The 17,170-nt window shown below is 74.8% G+C and carries 15 protein-coding genes and 3 tRNA genes; 5 read left to right on the forward strand and 13 right to left on the reverse strand.

The features are described from left to right. Positions 1–66: 66 nt before the first annotated feature. The 10 genes from IFT72_RS10590 to tilS form a co-directional block, all read right to left on the reverse strand. Positions 67–837: a Rossmann-like and DUF2520 domain-containing protein gene (locus IFT72_RS10590; RefSeq protein WP_192046416.1), complete on the reverse strand. Its 771-nt coding sequence runs from the start codon at positions 835–837 to the stop codon at positions 67–69. After that, entirely contained in the window at positions 834–3,107 is a 2,274-nt protein-coding gene (locus tag IFT72_RS10595; protein WP_192046417.1) for a PH domain-containing protein, read from the reverse strand. Before IFT72_RS10595 ends, IFT72_RS10590 begins: the two co-directional genes overlap by 4 nt. Beyond that, on the reverse strand, positions 3,104–3,583 hold the full coding sequence (locus tag IFT72_RS10600; protein ID WP_192046418.1) for a PH domain-containing protein: 480 nt from the start codon (positions 3,581–3,583) through the stop codon (positions 3,104–3,106). The genes IFT72_RS10595 and IFT72_RS10600 overlap by 4 nt, the downstream gene beginning before the upstream one ends. 38 nt (positions 3,584–3,621) lie before the next feature. Continuing rightward, positions 3,622–4,095, reverse strand: coding sequence for a DUF3180 family protein (locus IFT72_RS10605; RefSeq protein WP_167260846.1), 474 nt, complete (start codon positions 4,093–4,095; stop codon positions 3,622–3,624). Further along, positions 4,092–4,760 carry a 2-amino-4-hydroxy-6-hydroxymethyldihydropteridine diphosphokinase gene (folK, locus tag IFT72_RS10610; protein ID WP_192046419.1) on the reverse strand — a complete coding sequence of 223 codons (669 nt, stop codon included), beginning with the start codon at positions 4,758–4,760 and terminating at the stop codon, positions 4,092–4,094. Before folK ends, IFT72_RS10605 begins: the two co-directional genes overlap by 4 nt. Next, the gene (folB, locus tag IFT72_RS10615; protein ID WP_371741256.1) at positions 4,757–5,248 is read right to left on the reverse strand and encodes a dihydroneopterin aldolase; all 492 of its coding nucleotides are present in this window, start codon (positions 5,246–5,248) and stop codon (positions 4,757–4,759) included. Before folB ends, folK begins: the two co-directional genes overlap by 4 nt. After that, positions 5,245–6,735, reverse strand: coding sequence for a dihydropteroate synthase (gene folP, locus IFT72_RS16670; RefSeq protein WP_371741257.1), 1,491 nt, complete (start codon positions 6,733–6,735; stop codon positions 5,245–5,247). Before folP ends, folB begins: the two co-directional genes overlap by 4 nt. Before the next feature lie 90 nt (positions 6,736–6,825). Continuing rightward, positions 6,826–8,823: an ATP-dependent zinc metalloprotease FtsH gene (gene ftsH, locus IFT72_RS10625; protein ID WP_056057937.1), complete on the reverse strand. Its 1,998-nt coding sequence runs from the start codon at positions 8,821–8,823 to the stop codon at positions 6,826–6,828. Between the two features lie 160 nt (positions 8,824–8,983). Next, positions 8,984–9,535 (reverse strand): hypoxanthine phosphoribosyltransferase, encoded by a 552-nt coding sequence (gene hpt / locus IFT72_RS10630; RefSeq protein WP_056057941.1) that lies wholly within the window; start codon positions 9,533–9,535, stop codon positions 8,984–8,986. Between the two features lie 107 nt (positions 9,536–9,642). Next, a complete protein-coding gene (gene tilS / locus IFT72_RS10635) occupies positions 9,643–10,635 on the reverse strand; it encodes a tRNA lysidine(34) synthetase TilS (protein ID WP_192046420.1) in 993 nt (330 codons plus the stop codon). Positions 10,636–10,702: 67 nt separating this feature from the next. Here tilS and ppa point away from each other — a divergent pair, with 67 nt between their 5' ends. Then, the gene (ppa, locus tag IFT72_RS10640) at positions 10,703–11,194 is read left to right on the forward strand and encodes an inorganic diphosphatase (RefSeq protein WP_192040539.1); all 492 of its coding nucleotides are present in this window, start codon (positions 10,703–10,705) and stop codon (positions 11,192–11,194) included. 69 nt (positions 11,195–11,263) lie between these two features. Here ppa and IFT72_RS10645 read toward each other — a convergent pair whose 3' ends face one another. After that, positions 11,264–12,559 (reverse strand): M23 family metallopeptidase, encoded by a 1,296-nt coding sequence (locus IFT72_RS10645; protein ID WP_192046421.1) that lies wholly within the window; start codon positions 12,557–12,559, stop codon positions 11,264–11,266. Between the two features lie 261 nt (positions 12,560–12,820). Between IFT72_RS10645 and IFT72_RS10650 the strand changes: the two genes are divergently transcribed. The 4 genes from IFT72_RS10650 (at position 12,821) to IFT72_RS10665 (ending at position 14,947) form a co-directional block, all read left to right on the forward strand. After that, positions 12,821–12,893: transfer RNA gene (locus IFT72_RS10650), tRNA-Glu, on the forward strand. A 64-nt stretch (positions 12,894–12,957) separates the two neighbouring features. Then, positions 12,958–13,031, forward strand: a tRNA-Asp gene (locus tag IFT72_RS10655). A 59-nt stretch (positions 13,032–13,090) separates the two neighbouring features. Beyond that, positions 13,091–13,166 (forward strand) — tRNA-Phe (locus IFT72_RS10660). A 251-nt stretch (positions 13,167–13,417) separates the two neighbouring features. Continuing rightward, positions 13,418–14,947 carry a glycosyltransferase family 39 protein gene (locus IFT72_RS10665; RefSeq protein ID WP_192046422.1) on the forward strand — a complete coding sequence of 510 codons (1,530 nt, stop codon included), beginning with the start codon at positions 13,418–13,420 and terminating at the stop codon, positions 14,945–14,947. Between the two features lie 57 nt (positions 14,948–15,004). Here the strand turns inward: IFT72_RS10665 and rocD are convergent, their stop codons facing one another. Together rocD and ddaH are read right to left on the reverse strand one after the other, a co-directional pair. Next, entirely contained in the window at positions 15,005–16,240 is a 1,236-nt protein-coding gene (gene rocD, locus IFT72_RS10670) for an ornithine--oxo-acid transaminase (protein WP_192046423.1), read from the reverse strand. Further along, complete coding sequence (gene ddaH / locus IFT72_RS10675) at positions 16,237–17,115, reverse strand: dimethylargininase (protein WP_056057959.1); 879 nt, start codon at positions 17,113–17,115, stop codon at positions 16,237–16,239. Before ddaH ends, rocD begins: the two co-directional genes overlap by 4 nt. Positions 17,116–17,170 lie beyond the last annotated feature (55 nt).

The following is a 17,170-nucleotide window of genomic DNA, read 5'->3' on the forward strand; positions in this document are numbered from 1 at the left end:
TGCGAGGGGCTCCTGCAGGGGACGAAGGGTGGAGGCGGTGCGGGCGGTGCGGGTCGAGGCCGGACCTCACGCCCCGTGCCGCGGTGACGGCCCGTCGTCGGCCGACGGGCGCCCGAACGGCGCAGTGTCGATGGTACCGGGGCCCACCGACCCCGCGGCGACGGCGAGGGCGCGGTCCATGGCCGAGCGGACGAGCGGCGCGATCACGCGACCGGGGTCGGGCACGCCGAGCTCGGCGAGCATGCCGACCGACTGGGTGACGATCGCCGCCGAGAACTCGGACGCGGTGGCGACGGCCTCGGCGTAGCGCGGCCGGTCGGCCTCCGCGACGAGCACCGGCTCGGCGCCCATCTCGACGACGAGCGCCTGGCCGATCGGCTGCACCGGCACCGGCGCGGTGACCGCGCAGTACGCCTCGCGCAGCCGCACCAGGTCGATGGTCGTGCCGGTGAAGGTGAGGGCGGGGTGGATGGCGAGCGGGATCGCCCCGGCCTGCAGCGCGGGGCGGAGCACCTCGAGCCCGTGCACGGGCGACGTGTGCACGACGAGCTGGCCGGCCTGCCAGGCGCCGGTCGCGGCCAGGCCCGTGACGAGGTCGGCGAGCTGGTCGTCGGGCACCGCGAGCAGCACGAGCTCGGAGCGCTCGACGATCTGCTGCACGGTCAGCACCGGAGCACCGGGCAGGATCGCCTCGGCGCGGTCGCGGCTGCGCTCGGAGACGGCCGAGATGCCGACGATCGCGTGGCCGGCCGCGGCGAGCGCGGCGCCGAGCACGGGCCCGACGCGGCCGGCGCCGACGACTCCGATGCCGAGGCGTCCGCTCTGCTGGGGGCTCATCGGGGGTCGTCCTCTCGGTGGCGGGCGGGGGCGGGGGTGGGTGCGGAGGCGGGTGCGGACGCGGGTGCGGGTGCGGACGCCGGCGTCGGGGCCGGTGCGGGGGCCGGTGCCGGGGCCGGGGCGGGTGCGCGTGGCGGTGCCGGGGCGGGTGCCGGCGGGGCGTCCGGGGGCGTGACGGGCGTCGGCGACCCGACCCGCGACTCCTCGGGGGGAATCCGAGAGGGATCCGACGCAGCGAGCCCGTTCTCCGCGGCTGCCTGGTCGCTCGCCACCGGATCACTCTCAAATTTGAGAGCAGGGGCAGGGGCAGGGGCAGGAGCAGGAGCAGGAGCAGGAGCAGGAGGGGCGGGAGCGGGAGCGGCGGGAGCGGGAACGGCGGGAGCGGGAACGGCGGGAGCGGGAGCGGCGGGAGCGGGAGGGACGGCTGGGCCCGGGGAGGCGGCGGGCACGACGCCGGCAGCGGTGGCAGGAGCCGAGGCGGCGGCGGGGACCGGGGAGGCGGGGGACTCGGCGGCCGAGGCGACGGCGAGCCAGCGGTGGGTGCGGTCGGCCCGGGCGGCCTCGACGCCGTCGCGGGCGGCTCCGGTGAAGAAGGCGAGGGCGTCGGCCTCGTCGAGGGCGCCGATCTGGGCGGTGATCGGCCCGGCGACCGTGTGCAGGTGCACGGCGGCGAGGCGGAGCCGCCGCAGCAGCGGTCCCTGGTGCAGGCTCACGCTCTGCACCCGGGGCAGCGGCACGATGATCAGCTCACGCCAGATCGCGCCCTTCCGCAGCAGCAGCGCGCCGGGCGCCGCCCGGAAGCCGTTGCGCCGCCACGAGAACCAGCGCAGCACCGCGGCCCGACGCGGCGACGTCGTGAAGCCGCCGTCGGAGCCGCGCGACGTGAGGCCGTCCTCGACGAGGCGCAGCGTGTGCGAGGCGTGCTCGTCGGCCGCGGCGCGCAGGTCGTCGGGGGGCGAGGCCGCCGCAGCGGGCCCTGCCGGGCCGTCGGCGACCACCGTCGGCGCCCCGTCCGCGTCGGCCTCCGCCGCCGCCGCGAGCCCGACCAGCTCGGGCAGCACGAGCTCGAGCACCCGGCGCACGTCGCCCTCGTCGCCCACGGGCAGCAGCACGCTCGCGCCCTGCTGCCCCGTCGACGACGACGCCGCCGCGCTCGAGCGCGAGGCGCGGTTGATGCTGATCTCCCACCAGCCGAACGGCCGCCAGAGCAGCGGCTGGCTCACGCGCACCGAGTGGATGCGCCCGGGCGGCAGCGTCTCGTTCGTGGTGGAGAAGAGGCCGTAGCCGATGCGGATGCCGTCGCGGGTGCCGGCGATGCTGTACCGCAGCGACTTCGACACCCGGTTGACGTAGTAGCCGCCCGAGCCGAGCACGGCCGGCAGCAGCGCGAAGAGCAAGAACCACTCCCCCGTCAGCCGCACCGTGACGACGACGGCGATCGCGGCGGCGACGATGAACAGCGTGTAGCCGCTGAGCACGACGGAGCCGACCAGCCTGCGGAGGTCGACCCGCACGACCGACTCGGGAGGCGCCTCCTCGGTGCCGTCCGCGAGGAACTCCGCGGCGCGCTGCTCGACGAGGCCGACGAAGCCCGGCCGCCCGGCCGGCCCCTTCGCCAGCGAGACCCCCTCGGCGCGCTGGGCCCCGGAGGCGCGGCGCAGGATCTCGCGTCGGAGGTCGTCGGCCGAGGCGGAGCGCAGGTACGCGAGGCTGACGTTGGCGTCGTCGCCCGCCTGGCTGACCTCGAGCTTGGCGGCGCCGAACAGCCGCGCGAGGACGGGCCGCTGCACGGCGATGCCCTGCACCCGGTCGAGGCGGGCCCGACGCTCGGTGCGGAAGACGATGCCGCTGCGCACCTCCACCGTCTCCTCGGTGACGCGGAACGTGTTCATCCGCCAGGCCAGCCAGAAGAAGGTCGACAGCACGGCCACGACGACGACGAGCCCGAGCAGCACCCAGCCGAGCAGGCCGTGGTCGACGACGTAGCCGAACGGGTCGCCGTCGTCGCCCCCGCGGCGCCCGCTGACGATGCCGGCGACGAGCTGCACGACCCAGTCGCGCGCGTTGTAGACGATGATGCCGAGCGCGACGATCAGCGCGGTGCCGCCGCGGAGCAGGGGCGTCGCCGGGTGCAGCCGGTGCCACTCGCCGTCGGTGAGCGCCGCGACCTCGGCGGGGGCCGACGGGCCGGCGGGGCCAGCGCGACCGGCCGGGCCGACGGGGCCGGCGGGATCGGCCGGCCCGGCAGCCGACGGCCCGACGTCGGTCACAGCCCCGCCCGCCTCGACTCGGCGAGCTCGACCAGGCGGTCGCGCAGCGCCTCCGCCTCGGCCTCGGGCACCCCGGGGATGGTCACGGCCGAGGACGCGGCCGCCGTCACGAACTTGAGGTCGCTGAGCCCGAGGGCGCGCACGACCGGCCCGCGGTTGATGTCGATGAGCTGCATGCGGCCGTAGGGCACGGCGACGACGCGGGTGAACAGGACGCCCTTGCGCAGCAGCAGGTCGTCGTCGCGCAGCTGGTAGCCGATGGCCCGCACGCGCCGCGGCACGAACGCGCAGACGAGGAGGGTGACGACGACCAGCCCGGCCGTGAGGAGGCGCCACCACAGCGAGTCGAGGAACCACAGCGGCAGGGTGGCCGCCGCCACGACGAGACCCGTGACGAGCCAGCCGATCACCTCGGGCCAGACGTACCGCGGCGAGACGCCCGTCCAGGTCGCGTCGGCGACGTCGAGTCGGCTCATGGCGGTCCTCCGGGGCGGTGCGGTCGGCGGGCGTGCTCTCAGGCGGCCTGGGCCCCCGGCCCGCCGTCGTCGTCGTCACCGGGCGGCACGGTGCACATGTGCTCGGCGACGATCCCCCCGACGAGGAGGCCGAGGCCCCCCACGACGGCCACGACCGCGGGCACGACGGAGCCTACTGCCACCCCCACGCCGCGCGTCGTCATGAACAGCAGCACCCCGCCGGCGCCGCCGCCGAAGAGCGCCCCGGCCAGGCTGCTGGCCTTCGCGAGCAGCAGCACCCGGGTCGCGTAGTACGGGTCGACGCGCTCGGTGCGCGAGCCCCGGGCCACGCGCCGGACCGGCATCGCCATCGTCACGACGATGCCGCCGATGGCGAGCAGCACGAGCCCGAGCACCACGGGCGGCACGATCGACGGCCGACCGGTCGCGACGAGCGCCGCGTCGAGCACGAAGCCGACCACGAGGGCGACGACGGCGAGGCCGATCAGGGTGGCGGGGCGGGTGTGTCTCACGCGTCGGCTCCGGGGGTGTGGTCGGGGGCGGGGGCGGCGGGCTCGGAGCGCACGGCGCCGGGAGCGCGCTCGGCGGGCGGCCAGAGCGCGCCGGCTCCCGCGACCGGCCGGGTGCGGTCGGGCAGCGCGGCGAGCAGGTCGGCGACGCGCCCTGCCCGGCCGAGCCGCGCCTCCGGCTCGACCTGCAGCCAGGGCTCGAGCACGAAGGCCCGCCCGGCGGCGCGCGGGTGGGGCAGCGTGAGGCGCGGGTCGTCGCTCTCGTCGTCGCCGAGCACGACCACGTCGAGGTCGAGGGTGCGGTCCCCCCAGCGCTCGGTGCGCACCCGGCCCCGGTCGGACTCGATCGACTGCAGGGCCGCCAGCAGGTCGAGACCCCCGAGGGTGGTGTCGACGAGGGCGACGGCGTTGAGGTAGTCGGGCTTGCTCTCGTCGGGCCCGTCGAGCGTGACGGCCACCGACGAGACGGGGGCAGACGCTGCGACGACGTGCACCCCGTCGACGGCGTCGAGGGCCGCGACGGCGTCGCGGAGCAGCCCGTCGCGGTCGCCGAGGTTGGAGCCGAGCGCGATCACCGCGCGACGGGCGAGGGGCCCGGGAGGCGCGGTGCGGGAGCCGGGGACCGGGACGGAGCCGCGGCCGGAGCGCGCGGGCCCCGCCGTGCTCACGCGCGCTCCCGGACGACGGTGATCGACACGTCGCCGAACGGCACCGTGATCGGCGCGTGGGGCTTGTGCACCGTGACCTCGGCCCGCACCGCGGCGGGGAACGACAGCACGACGTGCGCGAGCCGCTCGGCGAGGGTCTCGACGAGGTCGACCGGGTCGCGCTCGACGGCGGCGACGAGCTGCTCGGCGAGCACGCCGTAGTGGACGGTCTGCGCGAGGTCGTCGCCGTCGGCGGCCGGCGCGGCGTCGAGGTGCACGACGACGTCGACCACGAACTCCTGGCCGTCACGGCGCTCGTGCTCGAAGACGCCGTGGTGGCCGGTGGCCCGCACGCCGCTCAGGCGCAGCACGTCCAGGCCGCGCGGCACGAGGCGGAGGGCCGGGGCGGCCGGAGCTGCGCCGTCAGCGGCAGCGCCGGCGGCAGCAGCGCCGGCGGCAGCAGCGCCGGCGGCGTCCGCGGCACCGCCCGCCGGCACCTCGGCGCTCACGCGTGCCTCGCCGGTCGCGCGGGCACGGCGGCGCCCTGCCAGGCGTGCAGCACGTCGAGGGCGACGCGGGTGCCGGCCGCGTCGTGCACGCGCACCGCCCACACGCCGGCCTGGGCCGCGAGCACGCTCACCACGGCGGTGGGCAGGTCGCGCTGCTCGGGCGGGGCGCCGTCGGGCAGCAGCTCCCCGAGGAACCTCTTGCGCGACGCCCCCACCAGCAGCGGCTGGCCGAGGCGGGCCAGCTCGGGCAGGGCGGCGAGCACGCGCCAGTTCTGGGCGGCGTCCTTCGAGAAGCCGACGCCGGGGTCGAGCACGAGGCGGTCGAGGCGCACGCCCCGACCCGCGAGGGCGTCGACGCGGGCGGCGAGCTCGTCGCGGACGCGGCGGGCGACGTCGCCGCCGTAGTCGGGCGCGCCGCGGCCGTGCTCGAGGTGACCGCGCCAGTGCATGGCGACGAACAGCCGCTCGGTCTCGGCGGCCACGTCGGCCATCGCGTCGTCGGCGAGGCCGCCCGAGACGTCGTTGATCACGTCGGCGCCGGCCTCGACGGCGGCGCGCGCCGTGGAGGCGTTCATCGTGTCGACGCTGACCCGCACGCCCTCGGACGCCAGCTCGCGGACGACGGGCAGCACGCGGCGCTGCTCCTCGAGCGGGTCGACCCGGGACGCCCCGGGGCGCGTCGACTCGCCGCCCACGTCGACGAGGTCGGCACCCGCGGCGACGAGCTCGCGAGCGTGGTCGAGGGCCGCGCCGAGGCCGACCCAGCGACCGCCGTCGCTGAAGGAGTCGGGGGTCACGTTGAGGATGCCCATCACGAGGGCGCGGCCGCCGTCGGCGGGCAGCAGGTCGAGCGGGACGGCCGGGCGGGACCGGACGACGACGGGCGCCGCGTCGGCTCCCCGACGCCGTGCGCGCTCACCACGGGGCCGGCCGGGCTCGACCGAGGAGCGCGGGGGCCCGTCGACCAGCCCGGGGGCGGCGTGCGAGCCGACCCGGGTGCGCTCGGCGCCGACGGGCAGCGGGCCGTCGAAGCGGCCCCCCGCGACGAGGCGACGGCCGGAGGCGCGGGTCGGCTCGGCCTCGCCGCCCGCCTGCACGGGGGTCGAGACCGCGCGTCGCGACACGGCGTCGCGCGCCGGCGTCGGCTGCGCGGGCTGCGCCGAGGTCGACTGCGCGGGAGTCGGCGTCGGCTGCGCCGGGGTCCGGGCCGGCGGCACGCGGATCACCGCGGCGGGCACCTCCGCCGCTGCCCGCGTCGCCGGAGTGTGCGTCACGGGAGGGAGCTGGGCGGGCGGCCGGACGGCGGCCGTCTCGTCGAGGGCGAGCGCGAGGCGTCGCTCCGTGCCGGAGGCCGGGGCCGACGTCGGCGGAGCGTCGACCTCGACCGGGTCGGGGTACCGCTCTCGCCCGCGGGGCCGCCGCCACGCCGGAGCGTCGGGCGCGGCGGCCGGGTCGCGGCGGGAGCCGCCGGTCGGCGAGTCGGTCACGAGGTGCTCCTTGCCATCAGGCCTACGGTTCGACTGACCAGGCTACCGACCGGGGCGGGAGCTCCACACAGCCCCGGTCGGGTGGCCCGCTCAGGCCGTGGCGATGCCGGGAGCGGTGCGCGGCGGGCGCTTGCGGGTCGTGAGGCCCTCGGGCTCCGGCTCGGAGCCGACCCCGCCGTCGACGGCGTCGGCGTCGACGGGCGCCTTCGTCGGCATCGGGATCGCGGGGCGGTCCGACACGGGGCGCTTGTCGCTGGAGAGCCACTGGGGGCGCTCGGGCAGCTTCTTGACGTCCTTGAAGATCTCCGCCAGCTCGTCGTGGTCGAGGGTCTCCTTCTCGAGGAGCTCGGCGGCGAGGTGGTCGAGGATGTCGCGGTTGTCGTTGATGACGGCCCAGGCCTCGTCGTGCGCCTGCTCGAGCAGCACGCGCACCTCGGCGTCGACGGTCTCGGCGATCGTCTCCGAGTAGTCGCGCTGGCCCATGTCGCGGCCCATGAACTGCTCGCCCGAGCCCTGGCCGAGCTTGACCGAGCCGACCTTGTTGCTCATGCCGAACTCGGTGACCATCTTGCGGGCGGTGCCCGTGGCCTTCTCGATGTCGTTCGAGGCGCCGGTGGTCGGGTCGTGGAAGACGAGCTCCTCCGCGACGCGGCCGCCCATGGCGTAGGTGAGCTGGTCGAGCAGCTCGTTGCGGGTCACGCTGTACTTGTCCTCCAGGGGAAGCACCATCGTGTAGCCCAGGGCACGGCCGCGCGGCAGGATCGTGATCTTCGTGACCGGGTCGGTGTGGCGCATCGCCGCGGCGGCGAGGGCGTGGCCGCCCTCGTGGTACGCGGTGATGAGCTTCTCGTGGTCGTTCATGATGCGGCTGCGGCGCTGCGGGCCGGCCATGACGCGGTCGACGGCCTCGTCGAGGGCGCGGTTGTCGATCAGCTGCGCGTTCGAGCGAGCCGTCAGCAGCGCGGCCTCGTTGAGCACGTTGGCCAGGTCGGCACCGGTGAAGCCCGGCGTCTTGCGGGCCAGCACCTCGAGGTTGACCGAGGCGGCGAGGGGCTTGCCCTTGCCGTGCACCTCGAGGATCTGCTTGCGGCCGTCGAGGCCCGGGGCGTCGACGCCGATCTGGCGGTCGAAGCGGCCGGGGCGCAGCAGGGCGGGGTCGAGCACGTCGGGACGGTTGGTCGCCGCGATCAGGATGACGTTGGTCTTGACGTCGAAGCCGTCCATCTCGACGAGCAGCTGGTTCAGCGTCTGCTCGCGCTCGTCGTTGCCGCCGCCGACGCCGGCGCCGCGGTGGCGGCCGACGGCGTCGATCTCGTCGACGAAGATGATGGCGGGCGAGTTCTGCTTGGCCTGCTCGAAGAGGTCACGGACGCGGCTGGCGCCGACGCCGACGAACATCTCGACGAAGTCCGAGCCGGAGATCGAGAAGAACGGCACGCCGGCCTCGCCGGCGACGGCGCGGGCCAGCAGGGTCTTGCCGGTGCCGGGAGGGCCGTAGAGCAGCACGCCCTTGGGGATGCGAGCGCCGACGGCCTGGAACTTAGCGGGCTCCTTGAGGAACTCCTTGATCTCCTCGAGCTCCTCGATCGCCTCGTCGGCGCCGGCCACGTCGGTGAACATGACCTGCGGCGTCTCCTTCGACGCGAGCTTGGCCTTGGACTTGCCGAACTGCATGACCTTGCTGCCGCCGCCCTGCATCGACGAGAGCAGGAACCAGAAGATGGCGCCGATGATCACGAAGGGCAGGAGGACGCTCAGCAGCGAGAGGAACCAGTTGCCCTGCGTGACGTTGTCGTCGAAGCTCTCGAGCTTCGCGTCGTCGACCGCCTGGACGACCTCGTCGCCGCGCGGGGTCGCGTAGTAGAACTGCTGCTGCTCGTCGCCGTCCTTCAGGACGAGGTCGACGCGCTGCTCGTTGCTGAAGATGGTCGCCGAGGAGACCTTGTCGTCGTTCAGAGCCTCGAGGCCCTTCTGGGTCGACACGCGCGTCGAGCCGGAGGCGCTGATGACGCTCCAGCCGATCCCGATGCCGAGCACCGCGATCACGACGTAGATGATCGGTCCGCGGAAGAGTTTCTTGAGGTCCATGTCAGTACGGGCGGAGCCCGACACCTTTCTGCAGGGAGAACGTGAGGGAGAGGTTACCTCGCGTCCCCTCGGGGGCTGGTGGGTGTTCGCTCTGAGCGGTCGGGGAGCCCCTCACTGGGGCCACGGCCCCCGTCGGGCCCTCGGCCCGCCCGGGCCCCGGTCAGCTGTAGACGTGGGGCGCCAGCACCCCGACGCCGCGCAGGTTGCGGTACTTCTCGTCGAAGTCGAGGCCGTACCCCACGACGAAGTCGTTGGGGATCTCGTAGCCGACGTACTTCACGTCGACCTGCACCTTGGCGGCGGCCGGCTTGCGGAGCAGGGCGAAGATCTCGACGGAGGCGGCGCCGCGGCTCTTGAGGTTCTCGAGCAGCCACGAGAGGGTCAGGCCCGAGTCGATGATGTCCTCGACGATGATGACGTCGCGACCGTGCAGGTCGGTGTCCAGGTCTTTCAGGATGCGCACGACGCCCGACGACTTCGTCCCCGAGCCGTACGACGACACGGCCATCCAGTCCATCGGCGCGTTGAGCTTGAGCTCGCGCGCGAAGTCGGCCATCACCATGACGGCGCCCTTGAGCACGCCCACGAGCAGCGGGTCACGGCCGGCGTAGTCGACCTCGACCTGGCGGGCGACCTCCGCGATCTTCGCGTGGATCTGCTCCTCGGTGTAGAGGACGCTGGTGAGGTCGCCGTCGATGTCGCTGAGTTCCATGGGCGCGCGTTCTCCTGGGGGGTCGGGGATGACGGGGTGGGGGCGACGACGTCGGAGGTGACGACGTCGGGGGCGAGGGGCGGCGGCGCTGGTCGAGCGGCCGGGCCTCAGGCGGTGCCGGCGGCGCTGAAGTGCAGCACGCCCCCGGTGCGCTCCACTGTAACGCCCGGCAACGAGACGGCTCCCTGGCCGTGCCAGTCGGTCACGAGGCGGGCGACCTCGAGGGTCTGCGAGCGGCTGAGGACGACGCCGAACTCGCCCTCGACGGCCAGCCGGATCAAGCGCTGTCGGAGCGCGGCCGGGTCGGCCGCGAGAGCGCGGACGTCGAGCGAGATGCCGGCCTCGGCGTGGTCGGCGACCTCCTCGGCCTGCTCCTCGGCGAAGTGGTCGAGTGCCTCGGAGTCCTCGCGCAGCTGCGCCGCGGTGCGGACGAGGGCCACCGCGACGCCGGGGCCGAGCTCGCGCTCGAGCACCGGCAGCACGACCTGCCGGACGCGCACGCGGGCGAACGAGGCGTCGTCGTTGTGCGGGTCGAGCCAGGGGTCCAGCCCGAGGTCGGCGCAGGAGGCGCGGGTCGTCTCCCGCCGGACGGCCAGCAGCGGCCGTCGCCACGGCCCCCGCACCGCGTCCATCCCGTGCAGGCTGGTGGGGCCGCTCCCCCGCGCGAGCCCGAGCAGCACGGTCTCGGCCTGGTCGTCGAGGGTGTGGCCGAGGAGCACCGCGACCGCACCGGTCTCGGCCGTGACCTCGCGCAGGGCCCGGTAGCGCGCCTCCCGGGCTGCCCCCTCCGGGCCGCCCTCGACGCCGACGGCGACGCGGCGGACGACCACCGGGGCGAGCCCGAGCGCCGTCGCCTGGGCCGCGGCCGCGGTCGCCACGTCGGCCGACCCGGCCTGCAGCCCGTGGTCGACCACGACGGCTCCGGCCCGAAGCCCCGCCCGGGGCGCCTCGAACGCGGTCGCCGCGGCGAGCGCCAGCGAGTCGGGCCCGCCGCTCAGGGCGACGAGCACGAGGGAGTCGGCGGCCAGGTCGCCGAGGGAGCCGCGGACGGCCCGGCGGACGTCGGCCATGGCGGGGGTCAGACGCGGTCTGTCGGGCATCTTGTAACGTTACCGGCAGCCGCCGACCGGTCTGGTCGGCACCCCCACGACTGAACCAGGAGCACCCATGGCCGCGTACGACGCCGTGATCGAGATCCCCAAGGGAAGCCGCAACAAGTACGAGGTCGACCACGAGACCGGTCGCGTCTACCTCGACCGCGTGCTCTTCACCGGCTTCGTCTACCCGACCGACTACGGGTTCTTCGAGAACACGCTCGGCCTCGACGGCGACCCCGTCGACGTGCTCGTGCTGCTCGACTACCCGCTCTTCCCGGGCGTGGGCGTGAAGGTCCGCCCCGTGGGCGTCTTCAACATGACCGACGACGGCGGCAGCGACGCCAAGGTCATCGCCGTGCCGGCGAAGGACCCGCGCTGGGAGCACATCCAGGACGTCACCGACGTGCCCGAGTACCTGCGCAAGGAGATCGAGCACTTCTTCGAGCACTACAAGGACCTCGAGCCCGGCAAGTGGGTCAAGACCGAGGGCTGGGGCGACGCCGCCGAGGCCGAGGCCATCGTCGAGGCCGGCATCGTGAAGCTGGCGGCCGAGGGCCACTGACCCGCACCCGCCGACCGCGCGACGGAGGGCCCGACACCTGCTGGTGTCGGGCCCTCCGTCGTCGTGCCGCTAGAGGCGGATGCCGCGCTGCGCCATGAAGTCGACCGGGTTGGCGGGCGTGCCGCCGACGCGCGTCTCGAAGTGCAGGTGGCATCCGGTCGAGTTGCCGGTCGAGCCGACGTGGCCGATCTGCTGCCCGACCTCGACGTGCTGGCCCACGCTCACCGTGATGCCGCCGTTCGGCTGGTGCCCGTAGCCGGTGGTGACGCCGCCGCCGTTGTCGAGCAGGACGAAGTTGCCGTAGCCGCCGTACCAGCCGGCGTAGCTCACCGTGCCGCTCGTCGCCGCGAAGATCGGCGTGCCGCAGGCCGCGGCGAGGTCGGTGCCCGCGTGCAGGATGTAGGCGTGCGTGACCGGGTTCACCCGCATGCCGAAGCCGCTCGAGATGTTCCCGCCCGACGGGCGCGTCCAGCCGGCGCTCGAGACGACGCCGGTGGGGGTGCCGTTCGTGGGGCTGCCCAGGCGGGCCGCCTCGGCGGCGGCGGCGGCCTCCGCGGCCTTGCGCTCGGCCTCGCCCTTCTCGAACTCCTCCTTGGTCGTGGTGAGGTCCGACTGGAGGATCGCGAGCTGCGTGTCGAGCCGGCTCTTGTTCTCCTCCTGGGCGGCCACGGCGTCCGCCGCGGCCTGGGCGGCCTCGTTGGCCGCCGCCAGCGCGTCCTCCGCCTCGACGGCCAGGGCCTTGAGCGCCGTGGCGGCGACGTCGGCCTGGTCGCTGAGCGACTGGGCGGTGTTGCGGTCCTGCGTGGCCTGCGAGTAGATGCCGTCGGCCTGCTCGGTCAGCTTCGACATGGCGCCGATCTTGTACAGCAGCTCGTTGGCGTCGCCCGGGTCGGCGATGAGGCTGCTGCTGATGTCGTTGCCGCCCGACGAGCGGCCGAGCTGGGCGGCGAGCTGGCCCGCGCGCTCCTCGCTGGCGGCGGCGACGGCGTCCGCGGCGTCGGCCTGGTCCTGCAGCTGGCCGAGCTTGAACTCGGCCTGGTCGTAGGCGGTCTGCGCCTCCTCGTAGGCCGCGCCCTTCGCGACGGCGTCGGCGTTCGCGGCCTCGAGGTCGGTCGAGAGCTGGGCGAGGAGGCCCGTGATGGTGGCGATCTCGGCGGCCTTCGCGTCCGTGTTCGCCTGGGCGGCGGCGACCTGCTCCCACGTGGGGTAGTCGGCGGCCCGGGCGGGCGTCGGGGCCGCGAGCACGCTGCCGGTGACGACCAGCGAGAGGGCGGCGGCGACGAGGGCGAGGCGGACGGGGCGGCGGTCGGCGCTCGTGAGGAGGCCGCGGGCGGCACGCGGCCGTCGGGGGGAGGTCGAGATCATGAGGCATCACCGGTTCGTCGTGGTCGAGGCGCCGTGCGGCTCCGCCCGGCCGGGCGCAGGGCCGTCGCGACCAAGCATCAAGGACAGGTCGAACCTAGCTCCCGCTCCCCCCTCCGAGCGAGACCCCCGTCGGTGTGGCGACGGGGCGTCGCGGTCGTGAGGGACCCTCCTGGACCGGGGAGGCGCCTCCCCGGTTTGCATCGTGGCCGCGGGTTGCGTATGCTCCTTCCTCGGTTGCTCTGTGATCTTCCGAGGTCACTCGGCCCCATCGTTTAGTGGCCTAGGACACCGCCCTTTCACGGCGGCAGCACGGGTTCGAATCCCGTTGGGGTCACGGTTCCAGCAATGGTCTCGAGTCCGGTAGCATCGTTCACGGAAACACCACGCACCACCAGTTTGGCCCTGTAGCGCAGTTGGTTAGCGCGCCGCCCTGTCACGGCGGAGGTCGCCGGTTCAAGTCCGGTCAGGGTCGCAGCGACGGGTCACCCCGTCCGAGAGGCACCGCCTCTCACCAGGAGCTACGGCTCCCTCGGCTGGGTAGCTCAGTTGGTAGAGCGTTCGACTGAAAATCGAAAGGTCCGCGGATCGACGCCGCGTCCAGCCACCACGAAGCCCCCGGCCCCGCCGGGGGCTTTCTCGTTGCCCGGCGCGCGCTGCCGACGTGCCCGGGCTCGCTCGCAGCTCCCCCCGGGGTCGCTCGCGACGCGTCGGAGGGGCACCCGCTAGCATCGGACGACCGTCCCCGCGCCCGAAGAACCGAGAGGTCCACGGATCGATGCCGTGCCCAGCTGCCGAGAGCCACGCCGAGGGCCCCGCCGCCGCGGGGCCCGGCTCCCCTGACCTCCGGGCCGCCGTCGCGTGAGCATCGGGCACGACCCCGCGGTCGCACACCCCCGCAGCCGCTGGCTCGACCCCGTGGTCGCCGGCCTGGCGGCGCTGCTGGTGGGCTTCGCGGCGTCGTGGGTGCCGTCGTACTGGAGCGACGAGGCGACCACCCTCCAGGCCGCCCGCCTGCCCCTCGGCTCGCTGCTCGAGTTCACCCACCAGCGGGACGCCGTGCACACCGCCTACTACGTGGTGATGCACGCCTGGACGACCCTGTTCGGCGAGAGCACCCTCTCGACCCGCCTGCCGAGCGCCCTCGCCGCGGGGGCCGGCGCCGCGGGCCTCCTGGTGCTCGTGCGGATGCTGACGACGCGCACGACGGCCGTCCTCGCCGCCGGCATCTACGCGGTGCTGCCCCGGCTGACCCTCGAGGCGGCGGAGGCCCGGCCCTACGCCCTCACCGCCGCCCTCGCCGTCTGGGCGACCGTCCTCGTCCTGGTCGCCTCGCGGCGGCAGAGCCGGTGGTGGTGGGTCGCCTACGGCGCCGGCCTCGCGGCGTGCATCGCCGTGTTCGTGCCGATGGCGACGATCGTGCTCGTGCACGGCGTCTTCCTGCTGCTCGCCCCGGCGCAGCGACGTCGTCGGGGAGCGCGCCACCGCCTCCTCGGCTGGTCCATCTCGACCGGCGCCGCGCTGCTCGTCACCGCCCCGGTGATCGGCACGGTCATCCGCGAGCGCACTCGGCTGCTGGGCAACGGCGACCCCGCGACGGGCTCCGACGTCACCTGGTACTCGGTGCTCGTCGAGCCCTGGTTCGCGACCTCCGTGGCCTACGCCGTGCTGGGCGCCGCCCTGCTCATCCTGCTCGGCACGCGCCTCCGCGACCGCTCGCGCACCCCCGGCAGCGTCGTGCTGCTCGGCGCGCTCTGGGTCGTGCTGCCGACCGGCGTGATGCTGCTGGTCGGCCTCGCCATCGCGCCGCTCTTCCAGGCCCGGCTGGTGGCCTGGTCGGCGCCGGGCATGTGCCTGCTGCTGGCGGTCGCCATCACGGGGTTCCGGAGGCGGTGGGTCAGCATCGCCCTGATCGCCCTGCTGGTCGCGGCCTCGGTGCCGACGTACGTGCTGCAGCGGCTGCCCGACGGCAAGGGCGGCGGCGCCGACCTCGCGCAGGTCGCCAGCTACGTCGAGCAGCAGGCCCGCCCGGGCGACGCCGTCCTGCTCGACGCGACCGGGGTCGTCTCGACCCGGCCCCGCCAGGCGCTCTACGCCTACCCGCAGCGCTTCGCGGGCCTCGACGACGTGGCCTTCGTCAGCTCGGGCATCGCCGCCGGGAGGTTCACCGACGAGACGCTCCAGCTCGACGACGCCGACGACCGCGCCGAGCTCTCGGAGCGCCTCGCCGCCACCGACCGGGTCTGGATCGTCCGGCGCCAGGTCGACGTGCTGACCGACGACGACCGCGAGCTGCTCGAGGGCCTCGGCTTCGCGAACGCCCAGGAGCACCGCACGGGGCGGAGCGTCGTCTACCTCTTCGTCAAGCCCGAGGGGCGCGCGGGCGGCTGAGGCCCGGCCGGCCCGGCCGGGCCGACCGGGCCGGCCAGGCCGGCCGGCGACCCGACCTCAGGCGCGGAGGTCGCGCAGCACGGCCGCGAGCGTCGACACGAGCTCGTCGACCTCGGCCTCGGTGATCACCAGCGGCGGGGCGAGGCGGATGGTCGAGCCGTGCGTGTCCTTCGCGAGGACGCCGCGGCGCATGAGCTCCTCGCAGACCTCCCGCCCGGTGCCGACCGCAGGGTCGATGTCGACGCCCATCCACAGGCCGGCGCCGCGCACGGTGACGACGCCCCGACCGACGAGCGCGTCGAGGCCCTCGCGCAGGCGGGCGCCGAGCCGCGCCGCGCGCTCCTGCCACTCTCCGGTGGCGAGCATCCGCACGACGGCGAGGCCCACGGCCGCCGCGAGCGGGTTGCCGCCGAACGTCGAGCCGTGCTCGCCGGGCCGCAGCACGCCGAGCACGTCGCGGTCGCCGACGACCGCGCTGACCGGCACGACGCCGCCGCCGAGGGCCTTGCCGAGCAGGTAGAGGTCGGGCACGACGTCGACGAGGTCGCAGCTCACGGTCGCGCCGGTCCGGCCGAGGCCCGATTGGATCTCGTCGGCGATGAACAGCACCCGGCGCTCCCGCGTGATGCGGCGCACCTCGGGCAGGTAGTCGGCCGGCGGCACGACGACGCCCGCCTCGCCCTGGATCGGCTCGAGCAGCACGGCCACCGTGTCGTCGTCGATCGCGGCCTCGAGCGCGGCGGAGTCGCCGTAGGGCACCGTGACGAAACCGGGGGTGTAGGGGCCGAAGTCGGCCCGCGCCTCCTCGTCGTCCGAGAAGCTGATGATCGTCGTGGTGCGGCCGTGGAAGTTGCCCGACGCCACGATGATCTTCGCGGCCCCGGGCCGCACGCCCTTGACGCGGTAGCCCCAGGCACGGGCGACCTTGACGCCCGACTCGACGGCCTCGGCGCCGGTGTTCATCGGCAGCACCATCTGCTTGCCGAGCAGGGCGGCGAGCTCGGCGGCGAACGGGCCGAGCTGGTCGTTGTGGAACGCCCGGCTGGTCAACGTCACCCGGTCGAGCTGGTCACGGGCGGCCGCGACGAGGGTCGGGTGGCCGTGGCCGAAGTTCACGGCCGAGTACGCGGCGAGGCAGTCGAGGTAGCGGCGGCCGTCGACGTCGGTGACCCAGGCGCCCTCGGCGGTCGCGACGACCACGGGCAGCGGGTGGTAGTTGTGGGCCAGCGCGGCGTCCTCGACGGCGATGGCCGCCTCGGTGGGGCCGGAGGCGCGGGTCGTGTCGATCGTCATCGTCGCAGCTCCAGGGTGCAGCACTTCACGCCGCCGCCGCCGAGCAGCAGCTCGGAGAGGTCGACGCCGACCGGCTCGTAGCCCCGCTCGCGCAGCTGTCGCGCGAACCCCGTGGCCTTCTCGGCGATCACCACGTGGAGACCGTCGCTGTAGCTGTTCAGGCCGAGGATGGTCGCGTCGTCGTCGCTGACCAGGACGGCGTCGGGGAACCGCTCGCGCAGCACGGCCAGGGAGGGCTCGTCGAACGCGCTCTCGAGGTAGGCGATGTTCTGGGCGCCGCCCTCGACCGGCTCCGGGTCGAGCACGGCCACCGCGGTGTCGAGGTGGTAGAACCGCGGGTCGACCAGGGTCAGGCCGACGACCTCGCGACCGGTGACCCGGGCGAGCTCGGCGTGGGAGTCGGAGGCGCTGCGGAAGCCCGTGCCGGCGAGGATCACGTCGCCCACGAGGAGGAAGTCGCCCTCGCCCTCGTTGACCTCGACGGGCTCGGCGACGCGGAGGCCCGCCTGTCGGAACCACTCCATGTAGGCGGGGCCCTCGGGCTGGCGCTCGGGGTAGGTGAACTTGGCGCCGTAGGCGACGCCGTCGAGCACGAAGCCCCCGTTGGCCGCGTAGACCATGTCGGGCAGACCGGGCAGCGGGTCGATCAGCTCGACCTGGATGCCGAGCCGGAGGTAGGTCTCGTACAGTGACTCCCACTGCCGCACGGCGAGCGACGTGGAGGTCGGCTTCGACGGGTCCATCCACGGGTTGATGCGGTAGCTGACCGTGAAGTGGTCGGGCCGGCACATCAGCACCGTACGTCGGGAGGCCCGTCGCGTCGGCGCCGGCGAGGCGGCTGCGGAGGGCTGGGCGGTGGGGGCTGCGATGCTCACGCCAGCCAGTGTCACACGCAGCCTGCGCATCATGGACGCTCAGGACGCACTTAAG

Origin of the sequence: Frigoribacterium sp. CFBP 8754 (genome assembly GCF_014841815.1) — a bacterium.
GTDB lineage: Bacteria > Actinomycetota > Actinomycetes > Actinomycetales > Microbacteriaceae > Frigoribacterium > Frigoribacterium endophyticum.

Bases quoted from the DNA above. Each gene is read 5' to 3' on its own strand.
- IFT72_RS10590 (WP_192046416.1), bottom strand. From the start codon at position 837: ATGAGCCCCCAGCAGAGCGGACGCCTCGGCATCGGAGTCGTCGGCGCC.
- IFT72_RS10600 (WP_192046418.1), bottom strand. From the start codon at position 3,583: ATGAGCCGACTCGACGTCGCCGACGCGACCTGGACGGGCGTCTCGCCG.
- ftsH (WP_056057937.1), bottom strand. From the start codon at position 8,823: ATGGACCTCAAGAAACTCTTCCGCGGACCGATCATCTACGTCGTGATC.
- hpt (WP_056057941.1), bottom strand. From the start codon at position 9,535: ATGGAACTCAGCGACATCGACGGCGACCTCACCAGCGTCCTCTACACC.
- tilS (WP_192046420.1), bottom strand. From the start codon at position 10,635: ATGCCCGACAGACCGCGTCTGACCCCCGCCATGGCCGACGTCCGCCGG.
- ppa (WP_192040539.1), top strand. From the start codon at position 10,703: ATGGCCGCGTACGACGCCGTGATCGAGATCCCCAAGGGAAGCCGCAAC.
- IFT72_RS10645 (WP_192046421.1), bottom strand. From the start codon at position 12,559: ATGATCTCGACCTCCCCCCGACGGCCGCGTGCCGCCCGCGGCCTCCTC.
- rocD (WP_192046423.1), bottom strand. From the start codon at position 16,240: ATGACGATCGACACGACCCGCGCCTCCGGCCCCACCGAGGCGGCCATC.